The 11,680-nt window shown below is 69.8% G+C and carries 14 protein-coding genes; 9 read left to right on the forward strand and 5 right to left on the reverse strand.

The features are described 5' to 3' along the window. The first annotated feature begins 1 nt into the window (after position 1). Positions 2 to 1,270 carry a glycosyltransferase family 4 protein gene (locus OCEPR_RS08940; protein WP_148229287.1) on the forward strand — a complete coding sequence of 423 codons (1,269 nt, stop codon included), beginning with the start codon at positions 2 to 4 and terminating at the stop codon, positions 1,268 to 1,270. Then, positions 1,258 to 2,946 carry a sugar phosphorylase gene (locus OCEPR_RS08945; RefSeq protein ID WP_013458394.1) on the forward strand — a complete coding sequence of 563 codons (1,689 nt, stop codon included), beginning with the start codon at positions 1,258 to 1,260 and terminating at the stop codon, positions 2,944 to 2,946. The genes OCEPR_RS08940 and OCEPR_RS08945 overlap by 13 nt, the downstream gene beginning before the upstream one ends. Positions 2,947 to 3,100: 154 nt before the next feature. On the opposite strand, the gene OCEPR_RS08950 is transcribed toward OCEPR_RS08945, so the two are convergent. The 5 genes from OCEPR_RS08950 to lipB are packed head-to-tail and all read right to left on the reverse strand — an operon-like array spanning position 3,101 to position 6,380. Next, the gene (locus tag OCEPR_RS08950) at positions 3,101 to 3,478 is read right to left on the reverse strand and encodes a hypothetical protein (protein ID WP_013458395.1); all 378 of its coding nucleotides are present in this window, start codon (positions 3,476 to 3,478) and stop codon (positions 3,101 to 3,103) included. A 46-nt stretch (positions 3,479 to 3,524) separates the two neighbouring features. Further along, positions 3,525 to 4,403: an NAD(P)-dependent oxidoreductase gene (locus OCEPR_RS08955; protein ID WP_013458396.1), complete on the reverse strand. Its 879-nt coding sequence runs from the start codon at positions 4,401 to 4,403 to the stop codon at positions 3,525 to 3,527. Positions 4,404 to 4,416: 13 nt separating this feature from the next. After that, on the reverse strand, positions 4,417 to 4,743 hold the full coding sequence (locus OCEPR_RS08960) for a DUF3054 domain-containing protein (protein WP_013458397.1): 327 nt from the start codon (positions 4,741 to 4,743) through the stop codon (positions 4,417 to 4,419). Next, positions 4,736 to 5,710, reverse strand: a complete 975-nt coding sequence (gene lipA, locus OCEPR_RS08965; RefSeq protein WP_013458398.1) for a lipoyl synthase — start codon at positions 5,708 to 5,710, stop codon at positions 4,736 to 4,738. Before lipA ends, OCEPR_RS08960 begins: the two co-directional genes overlap by 8 nt. A 10-nt stretch (positions 5,711 to 5,720) precedes the next feature. Beyond that, positions 5,721 to 6,380 (reverse strand): lipoyl(octanoyl) transferase LipB, encoded by a 660-nt coding sequence (lipB, locus tag OCEPR_RS08970; protein WP_013458399.1) that lies wholly within the window; start codon positions 6,378 to 6,380, stop codon positions 5,721 to 5,723. 58 nt (positions 6,381 to 6,438) lie between these two features. On the opposite strand from lipB, the gene cmk reads away from it, so the two are divergent. From cmk to lysW, 7 genes are all read left to right on the forward strand, one after another. Then, complete coding sequence (cmk, locus tag OCEPR_RS08975) at positions 6,439 to 7,089, forward strand: (d)CMP kinase (protein ID WP_013458400.1); 651 nt, start codon at positions 6,439 to 6,441, stop codon at positions 7,087 to 7,089. 100 nt (positions 7,090 to 7,189) lie between these two features. Continuing rightward, complete coding sequence (locus tag OCEPR_RS13035; RefSeq protein ID WP_013458401.1) at positions 7,190 to 7,327, forward strand: hypothetical protein; 138 nt, start codon at positions 7,190 to 7,192, stop codon at positions 7,325 to 7,327. A gap of 826 nt (positions 7,328 to 8,153) precedes the next feature. Beyond that, positions 8,154 to 9,296: a homocitrate synthase gene (gene lysS / locus OCEPR_RS08980; RefSeq protein WP_013458402.1), complete on the forward strand. Its 1,143-nt coding sequence runs from the start codon at positions 8,154 to 8,156 to the stop codon at positions 9,294 to 9,296. A gap of 109 nt (positions 9,297 to 9,405) precedes the next feature. Beyond that, positions 9,406 to 10,644, forward strand: coding sequence for a 3-isopropylmalate dehydratase large subunit (locus OCEPR_RS08985; RefSeq protein WP_013458403.1), 1,239 nt, complete (start codon positions 9,406 to 9,408; stop codon positions 10,642 to 10,644). Continuing rightward, positions 10,641 to 11,165 (forward strand): LeuD/DmdB family oxidoreductase small subunit, encoded by a 525-nt coding sequence (locus OCEPR_RS08990; protein WP_013458404.1) that lies wholly within the window; start codon positions 10,641 to 10,643, stop codon positions 11,163 to 11,165. The genes OCEPR_RS08985 and OCEPR_RS08990 overlap by 4 nt, the downstream gene beginning before the upstream one ends. 3 nt (positions 11,166 to 11,168) lie before the next feature. Then, positions 11,169 to 11,468 carry a hypothetical protein gene (locus tag OCEPR_RS08995; RefSeq protein ID WP_013458405.1) on the forward strand — a complete coding sequence of 100 codons (300 nt, stop codon included), beginning with the start codon at positions 11,169 to 11,171 and terminating at the stop codon, positions 11,466 to 11,468. After that, on the forward strand, positions 11,465 to 11,629 hold the full coding sequence (gene lysW, locus OCEPR_RS09000; protein ID WP_013458406.1) for a lysine biosynthesis protein LysW: 165 nt from the start codon (positions 11,465 to 11,467) through the stop codon (positions 11,627 to 11,629). Before OCEPR_RS08995 ends, lysW begins: the two co-directional genes overlap by 4 nt. The last annotated feature ends 51 nt before the right edge of the window (positions 11,630 to 11,680 follow it).

The raw sequence follows: 11,680 nt of genomic DNA on the forward strand, positions 1-11,680 counted from the left end.
GGTGCGCGTCGTCATGGCGTCCACCCGTCTGGCGGGTACCGACGGGGTGAGCCTGGAGGCGGCCAAGATGCGCGAGGTGCTGCGCGCAGCGGGGCACGAGGTTTGGTACCTGGCGGGGGAGCTCGACCCCGACGAGGAGCAGGGCGTGCTCGTGCCCGAGATGCACTTCGCCCGGCCGGAGGTGCGGGCCTTCACCGAACGCGCCTTCGCCGGCGAGGGGCTCGACCCGCACCTGACCCGCGAGATCGAGGAGGCCGGGGTGCGCCTTGCCGCACGGCTCGATCCGGTCTTCGAGGAACTGAACCCCGAGCTCCTCGTGGTGCAGAACGCCTGGGCCATCCCCATGCACCTGCCGCTGGCGCTGGCGCTGTGGCGGCTGGTGCAGCGGCGGCGCCTGCCGGCGGTGAGCCACAATCACGACTACCCCTGGGAGCGCCCGCGCTTCGCCCGCAGCCACGTGCGGCCGCTGCTGGATCGTTACTTCCCCCCCGACCACGCGGTCGTCCAGCTTTCCATTAACTCGATCGCGCAGCGCGAGCTCAAAGAGCGCCGCGGCCTGGACTCGCTGCTCCTGCCCAACGTGATGGACTACGACCGCGCGCCGCCGGGCTTCGACGCCTTCAACGCCGACTTCCGCGAGACTTTGGGCATCCGCCCCGGCCAGCTGCTGCTGCTGCAACCCACGCGGGTCATCCCCCGCAAGCGCATCGAGCTGGCCGTGGACCTGGCCGCGGAGCTGGCGGCCCGGGACCCGGTGCTGCTGGTCAGCCACGCCGCCGGCGACGAAGGCCAGGACTACCGCCGCGGCCTCGAGACCTACGCCGCGGAACGCCGGGTGGACCTGCGCTTCGCCCACGAGTACGTGGCTCCGCGCCGGCGCTTCTCCGGCCAGCACAAGGTCTACAGCCTCTGGGACGCCTACCTGCACGCCGACTTCGTGACCTACCCGAGCCGCTACGAGGGGTTCGGCAACGCCATGCTCGAGGCCGTCTGGATGAACAAGCCGCTGCTGATCGGGCGCTACCCCGTCTACCTGAGCGACATCCGCCCCAAGGGGTTCCGTTTCGTGGAGGTGGAGGACCGCATCACCCCCGAGGTGGTCGGTGGCGTGACCCGCTTGCTCGACGACGCCGAGCTGCGCCGCAGCGTGGTGGAACACAACCGCGCGCTGGCCCGCCGCCACTTCGGCTACGACGCCCTGCGCAGGGTGTCGCGCACCGCGCTGGAGCAAGCGCGGACGCGCGCGAAGGAGGTCCGGTGGCCCGCCTAACCGAGCACCTCACCTTCCTCTACGGCGCCGCGGCGGCGGAGCGCTGGGCGCCCGTCTTCACGGAGCGCATCGAAAACTTCGCCCGCGCCCATCCCGAACTGGCCCGCAGGCCGCGGGCGCTCGCCACCTCCCCGGCCGAGGCCTGGCTCATCACCTACGGCGACCAGATCACGCGCGAGGACGAGGCCCCGCTGGCCACCCTGGCGCGCTTTCTGGACCGCTGGCTGGCCCCCGCGTTCAGCGGCGTGCACCTGCTGCCCATCTACCCCTACTCTTCCGACGACGGCTTCTCGGTCATCGACTACCGCGCGGTGGACCCGCGCCTGGGGGGCTGGGACCACGTGCGCGCGCTGGCGGAGCGCTACGCGCTGATGCTCGACGCCGTGATCAACCACGCCTCGCAGGAAAGCGCCTGGTTCCAGGGTTTCTTGCGCTGCGAAGAGCCTTACCGGCGTTACTTTCTGGTGCCCCCGGAGGACTGGGACCTGAGCCGGGTCGTGCGCCCGCGCACCACCCCGCTGCTCACCGAGTTCCAGACCGCCTGCGGGCCGAAGCGGGTCTGGACCACCTTCTCGGCCGACCAGGTGGACCTCAACTACCGCGAGCCCGAGGTGCTGCTCGAGGTGCTCGAGCTGCTGCTCTTCTACGCCGCTCACGGCGCGCGGCGGCTGCGCCTCGACGCGGTGGGTTTCGTCTGGAAGGAGCCGGGCACGACCTGCCTGAACCTGCCCCAGACCCACGAGGTCGTCCGGCTCTTCCGCACCGCGCTCGACGCCGCGGCCCCCGAGGTGGCGCTCGTCACCGAGACCAACGTGCCCCACGCCGAGAACGTGGCCTACTTCGGCAGCGGCGAGGACGAGGCCCAGCTCGTCTACAACTTCGCGCTGCCGCCGCTGGTGCTCCACGCCTTCGCCCGCGGCGACGCCCGTGCGCTTGCGCGCTGGGCGGCGGAGCTCGAGCTCCCGGGCCCGAAGGCGGCCTTCCTCAACTTCCTGGCCAGCCACGACGGCATCGGGCTGCGGCCGGTGGAGGGGATCTTGCCGCCGGAGGAAGTGGCCTTCCTGGTCGAGCGCACCCTCGCCCACGGCGGCGAGGTCAGCTACCGCGACACCCCCGCGGGCCCCGCGCCCTACGAGCTCAACACCACCTGGTACGACGCCCTCAACCCGCCGGGCACCCCCGAGGCGCTGGGCGTGCGGCGGCTGCTCGCCAGCCACGCGATCATGCTGGCGCTCGCGGGCCTGCCCGCGGTCTACGTGCACGCCCTCTTCGGAACCCCCAACTGGCGGAAGGGCTACGAACAAAGCGGCGAGAAACGCAAGCTCAACCGCCGCAAGTTCCGTGAGGCCGAGGTGGAGGCCTGGCTCACGGACCCCGGATCGCGTCCGCGCCGCATCCTGGACGGGCTGAAGGCGCGGCTGACCCTGCGCGCCGGCCACCCCGCCTTCCACCCGGCGGCGCCCCAGAGGGTGCTCGACCTGGGCGCGGGCGTCTTCGCGGTGGAGCGCGGCGCGGAGGGGGAACGGGCGCTGGTGGCGGTCAACGTCACCGGGCAGCCCCAGCCGCTCGTGCTGGAGACGGAGGGCTGGCGCGACGCCCGCACCGGCGCGCCCGCGGGCCGCGCCCGGGTGCTCGAGCCCTACGCCGACCTCTGGCTGACGCGGGACGAGGCCTGACCGCCTCCGCTTCCGCCCGGGTCCGGTCCGGGACCCGGCGGGCAGGGCGGCAGAGACCCCATCCGACACCGCGAACCTCGCGCCTTTTGCAATCCCCCGCCGCGAACCGAAAAAAGGCGGCCCGCAAGCCGCCCTTTCGTTTCGGGTCGCGTCCTCAGCCGCGCAGGAGCATGAGGAACTCTTCGAGCGTGCGCTCGCTGCCCAGCCCCCGCTTGATGCGGGTGTCCAGGCCCGCCCCCCAAGAAACCAGGTCCACGCCGTGCTTGACCATGATCTCGTCGTAGAACGCCTTCAGCTCTTCGAGCGAGGCGAACAGGTGGTGCAGGTGCCCCAGCGCCAGGATCTGCGCCTCGCCGTTCTCCAGGCGCTTGAGCAGCTCTTTCTTGACGGGGCGCGCCTCCAGGTCGGTCTCGACCATCCACTCGACGGTCTTGCGCTTGCTGCCGCCCAGGTTGTCGAGCGTTTGGTGAAGCTCCATGTTGGGGCCGTTGGGACCCGGGTCCTTGTGGATGGTGTAGGCAAAGACCTTCATAGTGGCTTTCCTCCGAACCCATTCTACCGCCGCGGGTGAGAACGGCTCAGGAGATTTCCGTCCCGGCCCAGCGCTCGATCAGCTTGAGCGCCTCGGCGTGGTCGGCGTCGGGTCCGATCTCGCGCTTGGCCATCTGGTAGACCTCGTAGGTCAGGCGCAGCACCGGCGCCGGCAGGTCGGCCCCGTCGAGCACCTTCATGCCGATGCCCACGTCCTTGGTGAGCAGGCCCAGCTTGAAGGTGTTGGGCCAGGCGCGGGTGACGACGCGCTCGGGAATCAGGTTCTCGGTGGCGTTGGATCGGCCGCTGGAGGCGTTGATGACCGCGAGCGCCACCCGCGGGTCCACCCCCTGCTTGACGAGCGCCGCCAGCCCTTCGCCCGCGGCCCAGAGGTTGACGGCCAGTAGCGTGTTGTTCACCGCCTTGAGGGCGTGGCCGGCCCCCACGGGCCCGACGTGCACGATCTTCCTGCCCACGGCCTCGAGCACCGGGCGCACGCGCTCGAAGGTTTCCTCGGAGCCGCCCACCATCACCGTGAGCGTCCCTTCCTCGGCCCCGGTCGTGCCCCCGGAGACGGGGGCGTCCAGGAAGGCGACGCCCAGCTCGCTCAGATCGCGCGCGATGCGCCGGCTCGCCTCTGGGTCGCCCGAGGTGCAGTCCACCCAGACGCTGCCCGAGTGCAGGTGCGGGCGCATCCGCGCCACCAACTCGGCCACCTCCGCGGAGGTGGGCAGGCAGCTGAAGATCACGTCGGCCATCGCCGCCGCCTCCAGGCTCGCGGCGGTCGTGCCGCACGCGGAGGCGTGCTCCTCGGCCTTCTTGGCGGTGCGGTTCCAGACCAGCGTGGGAAAACCCGCGCGCTGCAGATTGCAGGCCATGGGGTACCCCATGGCCCCGAGCCCCAGGAACGCCACTTTGGGTTTCATGCCCTCAGTATAGCTAGGCGAGCCGCCGCCCCAGCGCCATGAGCGGCAGTGTGAAGGCCATGGCGACGAGCAGGAAGGGGAGCAGCTGCGGGGTGGGTGGAGAACCCAGGAGCAAGGAGCGCAGCCCGACCCCGAGCGGCAACGCCAGCACCCAGACGACGAAGAGGTTTACGAGCGGGCCTTCGTAAGGATCGCGCCAGCGGGCCAGCGGCCCCCAGGCCAGCCACAGCGGCGCGGCGGTCACAAGCACGCCCGGGAGCGTCACCTCGCGCCCGTGGCTGATCGCCCCCACCACCGCGAAGAGGACGAAGACGCCCGCCTCCCAGACGCGCTTAGCCACCCTGCGCCTCCTTGAACACTCGCTCGGCGCGGTAGCTGCTCCGCACCAGCGGCCCCGAGAAGACCTCGACGAACCCCTTTTCGAGGCCCATGCGGCGGTAGGCCTCGAACTCCTCGGGCGTCACGTAGCGCTCCACCGGCAGGTGGTGCCGGGTGGGGCGCAGGTACTGCCCGATCGTCAGGATGCTCACCCCTGCGGCGCGCAGGTCGTCCATGGCCCGGGCGATCTCCTCGTCGGTCTCGCCGAGGCCCACCATCAGGCTCGACTTGGTGAGTACGTCGAGCCCGCGCCCGCGGACGTAGCGCCCCGCGTAGTCGAGCACGGCCAGGCTCTGGTCGTAGCCGGCCCGGGGGTCGCGCACGCGCGGCGTGAGCCGGCGCACCGTCTCCAGGTTGTGGGCGAAGACGTCCAGACCGCTTTCCAGCACGGTGCGCACCGCCTCCTCGCCCCCCTGGAAGTCGGGGGTCAGGGCCTCGACGCGCACGCCGGGGCTGCGTTCCTTGATGGCGCGGACCACCGCGGCGAACTGCCCCGCCCCGCCGTCGGGCAGGTCGTCGCGGTCCACGCTGGTGAGCACCACGTACCCCAGGCCCAGCTCGGCCACCGCCCGGGCGACGTGCTCGGGCTCGCGGGGGTCCACCCAGCCCGCGGGGTTGCCCGTGGAGACCGCGCAGAACTTGCAGGCGCGGGTGCAGACCTTGCCCAGGATCATGATCGTCGCGGTGCCGTGCACCCAGCACTCGCCCACGTTGGGGCAGCGCGCCTCCTGGCAGACGGTGTGCAGCTCGAGCTCCTGCACCAACCCCTTCAGCCGCGCGTAGGTGCCCCCCGTGGGCAGCGGGGCCTTGAGCCAGTCGGGCCGCTGCCGGTCCACCGGCTGGGGACGCTCGGTCCGAACGCCGCCCTCCACGACCGGCACCTCCCGGGCCTCGCCGGTCACAGGGTCGGTGAGGGTGATCTTCTTCATCGCACCCAGCTTAACCCGGCCCCGGCATGCCCAGCGTAGGCGCGCTCACGTCGGCGAAGCGCGTCCGAAAGGCGGCGGTGAGGCGTTCCTTCACCTCGTCCATCTCGAGCTCGCGGCCCAGGAGCCGCTGCAGGCTGGTCACGCCCTTGTCCTTGATGCCGCAGGGAACGATCACCTGGAAGTCGGCGAGGTCCGTGTTCACGTTCAGGGCGAGCCCGTGCATCGCCACCCCCTGTTTGACGGCCACGCCGAAGGCGGCCAGCTTCTCCTCGCCCACCCAGACGCCGGCGTAACCGGGGGTGGCGTAAGCCTCCAGGCCGTAGCTTTCGGCCACGTCCACGACGACCGCCTCCAAGAGCCGCAGGAAATCGCGCACCCGCCTGGCCACCGGGAAGATGGGGTAGGCCACCAGCTGGCCGGGGCCGTGGTAGGTCACGTCGCCGCCGCGCTCGACCCAGAAGAGTTCGAACCCCTGCTTGCGGTACCAGGACTCGGCGAAGAGCAGGTTCTCACCGGTGGCGGCCCGGCCCAGGGTGAGGGTGCGGGGGTGTTCGGTGAGCACCAGCGTGGGCGGCCGCTGGCCGCGCACCACCTGCGCGTGCAACGCCTTCTGCCGCGCCCAGGCCTCGCCGTAGGGGACGCGCCCCCAGTCCTCGACCGCGAAGTCCACGCCCCCAGTTTACGGCGCGTTGACAAAACCCGCGCGCCCTCGGTTAAGGTGGGAGGCGGTGGAGAACGAACCCCCCTTGATCATCACCATCGACGGCCCCGGGGCCTCGGGCAAATCGAGCGTCGCCCGGCGCATCGCCCAGGCGCTCGAGGTGCCCTACGTCTCCAGCGGACTGCTCTACCGCGGCGTCGCCTACCAGGTGCTCCGCTACGGGGTGAATCCCGACGACGAAGCGGCCATCCTGGGCCTGCTCGAGGCGCACCCGGTCCGGCTCGTGCCCAACACCCACGGCAACCGGGTGCTGGCGAACGGCGAGGACCTGACCCCGCACCTGCACACCGCCGAGGTGGACGCGGTGGTCAGCGCCGTGGCCCGCCACCCGCGCGTGCGCGCCTACGTGAACGCGCGGCTGCGCGAGGTGCCCCCGCCCTTCGTGGTCGAGGGGCGCGACATGGGCACGGCCGTCTTCCCCCACGCGCCCTACAAGTTCTACCTGACGGCGAGCCCCGCGGTGCGCGCCCGCCGCCGGGCCCGCGAGCGCGCGGACGACGTGGCGGCGATCGAAAAGATGCTGCGTTTGCGCGACGAGCGCGACGCCAAGCAGTCGAAGCCGGCGGAGGACGCCCAGGTGATCGACACCAGCGAGCTGACGCTCGACCAGGTGGTGGGCGCGATCATGCGCTACCTCCCGGCCGGGCTGGACGCCTGAGCTTCTTGCAAACAGCTACTGTTTTCATATCCGCAAATCCCTACCGGCTTACTTGACATTCCCGGGCCGGCGCGGCTAACCTGGGGCCAAGGAGGTCACCGTGCTGCGCAACCTTCGCACCCGCACCGTCGCCAAGCTGGTTTTGCGCCTGCAGGGCAAGCGCATCCAGGTCAGCGAGGCGCCGCTGCAGCTGGCGCACCCGCCCCGTCGCTGGCGCTGGTTCGCCGGGCGCAAGTAGACCGCGCCGCCCCCGACCCGAACGCGAGCCGGGCAGGGCCCGGCTTTTGCCGTTTAAGGGGGTAGGAAGTGGGGTGTGGGAGGTAGGTTTTTCAAAGCGGAAGACAAGCCTTCGGCTTGATCAGTGCCCACGACCCCCGCGGGCTGCACAGGCTTTTTCACTACGTACTACGTACCACGCACTGCTTTGCCAACCCCCACCCCAGCCCTCCCCCAAGGGAGGGCGTCTTATTGCACCGCATCCGAACCGAAACTTTCACTGCCGCGAAGAAGCATACAAAGTACCAAGGACCACGAGCTACGGGCCATAAACCTTTCTTTTACTGTGAGCTAAGAACCACGAACCACGTACTGCGAACTGCCCCTGCCTCCCCCTCGGGGGAGGTGGCCGCAGGCCGGAGTGGGGGTCGCCGCTCAGGGAGTAAGGGGCAGGGTGTGGGGTGTGGGTTTGTCACGAAGCGAAAGATGGACCTTCGGCTTGATCAACGCCAAAACCCCCACCCAGGCCCTCCCCAAGGGGGAGGGCGCCTTCTTATTTCGCAACCGAACCGAAGGCTTTTACTGCCACGAAGAAGTCAAAAACCACGAGCCACCGGCTACAAGCTACAAGCCATTCTTCAACCACGTACCACGTACCACGCACCACGTACTGCGTACCGCCCATCAAGCCCTTGACAACAAGACCCACCTTGAATAATATTGCAAACCATGAAGTACCGGGAGGCCAAAAAACTGTACGCCGGAGGAGCGGGCTAGTCTAGCGCGCGCCACGCCTCCGGCCTGCAAACGTTTGCAGGCCGGTTCTTTTTTAGCCGGGAGGTGACGGGATGATCGAGCAGGAACGAAAGTGGGCCATCATCGACTCCACGCTGCGCGAAGGAGAGCAGTTCGAGCGGGCGCATTTCAGCACCGACGACAAGGTGGAGATCGCCAAAGCGCTCGACGCCTTCGGGATCGAGTACCTGGAGGTGACCACCCCGGTGGCCTCGCCCCAATCGGCCCGCGACGCCCGGGCGGTGGCCGGCCTGGGCCTCTCCACGAAGGTCATCACCCACATCCAGACCCGCAAGGACGCCGCCGAGGCGGCGCTGGAAACCGGCGTCCAGGGCATCGACCTGCTCTTCGGCACCAGCAAGTACCTGCGCGCCGCCCACGGCCGCGACGTGCCGCGGATCATCGAGGAGGCGCTCGAGGTCATCACCTTCATTCGCGAACAGGCGCCCGGGGTGGAAGTGCGCTTCTCCGCCGAGGACACCTTCCGCTCCGACGAGCACGATCTGTTGGAGATCTACCGCGCGGTCGCGCCCTACGTGGACCGGGTGGGGCTGGCCGACACCGTCGGCGTGGCCACACCCCGCCAGGTCTACACCCTGGTCCGCGAGGTGCGCCGGGCCATCGGTCCCGAGGTGGACATCGAGTTCCACGGCCACAACGACACCGGCGGCGCCATCGCCAACGCCTTCGAAGCCCTCGAGGCCGGGGCCACCCACGTGGACACGACGATCCTGGGCATCGGCGAGCGCAACGGCATCACCCCGCTGGGCGGTTTCCTGGCGCGGATGTACACCGTCCAGCCCGACTACGTGCGGAGCAAGTACCGCCTGGAGATGCTGCCCGAGCTCGACCGCATGATCGCCCGCATGGTGGGGGTGGAGATCCCCTTCAACAACTACATCACCGGGGCCACGGCCTTCAGCCACAAGGCGGGCATGCACCTGAAGGCCATCTACCTCAACCCCGAGTCCTACGAGGCCTACAACCCCGAGGTCTTCGGGGTGAGCCGCAAGCTGATCGTGGCCAGCCGCCTCACCGGCCGCGCCGCCATCAAGAAGCGGGCCGAGGAGCTGGGGCTCTCCTTCGGCGAGGAGGAACTGCACCGGCTCACCCACCGCATCAAGGAGCTGGCCGACCGCGGGCAGCTTACGCTGGAAGAGCTGGACGGGATCTTGCGGGAGTGGGTGATGGCATGAGCGCCGCAAAGCGTCGCGGATGTGGGAGGTGGGATGTGGGCGGTAGGCGCGCCGCTCATGTTTCCCCACATCCCACCTCCTACCTCCTACTTCCCAACCGGAGGTTGTCGTGACCCTCGCCCAGGCCATCCTTTCGCACAAGGTCGGGCGGCCGGTGCGGCCCGGGGAGCTGGTGGTGGTGGAGGTCGATCACGCGATGACGATCGACTCGATCGTGCCCACCGTCATCGACCGGCTGGAAGAGCTGGGCGCCCGGCCGCGCCACCCCGAGCGGGTCTCGCTGGTCTACGACCACGTGGCCCCGGCGGCCAACGTGAACGTGGCTGAGGCGCAGAAGCGCGGCCGCGCGTGGGCGCGGCGCACCGGCGTCAACTTCTACGAGGTCGGCCGCGGCGTCTGCCACCAGGTGCTGATCGAAGAAGGCGTGGCCCGGCCGGGGGCGCTGATCGTGGGTTCCGACTCGCACTCGACCAGCTACGGCGGCGTCGGCGCCTTCGGCACCGGCATGGGGGCGACCGACATCGCCCTGGCCATCGCCAGCGGCAAGACCTGGCTGCGGGTGCCCGAGTCGGTCAAGGTCACCTTCCGCGGCCGGCCGCGGCCGGGGGTGAGCGCCAAGGACGCGGCGCTGGAGATGGTGGGCCGACTGGGGGCCGACGGGGCAACCTACATGGCCGTCGAGATCCACCTGGAAGGCGGCGCCGAGGAGGCCTTCGGGCGTAGCGAGCGGGTGACGCTGGCCAACCTGGCCATGGAGGCCGGGGCCAAGGCCGGGATCGTGGCGCCCTCGGGCGAGATTCTGGACCTTTACGAGGTGCCGGACTGGCTGCGGGCGGGCCAGGACGCGGTCTACGCCCGCAAGCTGGAGATCGACCTGACGGCGCTCGCGCCGCGGCTAGCCGCGCCCTTCTACGTGGACAACGTGCATGGCCTTGGCGACTACGCCGGGGCGGAGGTGGACTTCGTCTTCGTGGGCACCTGCACCAACGGCCGCATCGAGGATCTGCGGGCGGCGGCGGAGGTGCTGCGCGGGCGGCGGGTGGCGCCGGGGACGCGGATGCTGGTGGTGCCGGCCTCGAGCCGGGTGCTGCAGCGGGCGATGGAAGAAGGCGTGTTGCAAACCCTGATCGAGGCCGGGGCGACGATCGGCACCCCCGGCTGCGGCCCCTGCATGGGCCGGCACATGGGGGTGGCCGCCAGCGGCGAGCGGGTGGTCTCGACCGCCAACCGCAACTTCAAGGGGCGGATGGGCGCGGCCGACGCCGAGGTCTTTCTGGCGAGCCCTCGCACCGCGGCGCTGGCGGCGGTGCTGGGCCGCATTCCCGACGAAGAGGAGGTTGCCGGATGAATCCCACACCCCACGCCCCACATCCCACCTCCCGAATCTGGCTTTTCGGCGACGACGTCAACACCGACGACGTGCTCCCCGGCAAGTACGCCCCCTTCATGGTGGGGGAGGACGTCTTCCAGAACTACGCCTTCGCCCACCTGCGCCCCGAGTTCGCCCGCGAGTACCGGCCGGGCGACCTGATCGTGGCGGGGCGCAACCTGGGGCTGGGCTCGAGCCGCGAGTACGCCCCCGAAGCGCTGAAAAAGCTGGGGGTGCGCGCCATCGTGGCGAAGAGCTACGCCCGCATCTTCTACCGCAACCTGGTCAATCTGGGCATCGTGCCCTTCATCTCGGAGGAGGTGGTGAACGCAGCAAAAGACGGCGACGAGGTACGTTACGACATCCGCACCGGCACCCTGGAGCTCAGGGGGCGCACCTACCGGCTCGAGCCCCCGCCGGCCTTCCTGCTGGCGGCGCTCGAGGAAGGGTCCGTGCTCGAGTACTTCAAGAAGCACGGCGACTTCCCGGGGGTAGAGTGAGGCATGGAAGCCCTGAGCGTGGAATGCCCGGTGTGCAACGAACCCCTCTTGCTGGAAGGAGAGGTACTGGACCGGCTCGACGAGGGAAGCCTGCTCGAGTGCGAGGCCTGCGGCGCGGTGGTCGAAGTGGCCCTGATGGAACCGCTAACCTTGCGCGTGGTGCAGGCGGCAGGGGGCTTTTTCGTGGACTGCCCCCGCTGCGAGACCCCGATCGAGGTGGAAGGCGAAGGACCCCTGACCTGCCCCGAGTGCGGCTTTACCTTCAAGCCCGACTGGGGCGACGTGGAGGAAGAAGAACTATGAACGTGACCTGCCCTGAATGCGGCGCCACCCTGACGCTGGAAAACCCGGAACTCGGCGAACTGCTGATCTGCGACGACTGCGGCGCGGAGCTCGAAGTGGTCTCCGTGGAGCCGTTAAAGGTGGAGCTGGCGCCGGAAGAGGCGGAGGATTGGGGCGAATAAGGAGGTAGGAGGTGGGGTGTAGGAAGTAGGTTTTCCCCACATCCCACCTCC

The organism is Oceanithermus profundus DSM 14977 (genome assembly GCF_000183745.1).
GTDB lineage: Bacteria > Deinococcota > Deinococci > Deinococcales > Marinithermaceae > Oceanithermus > Oceanithermus profundus.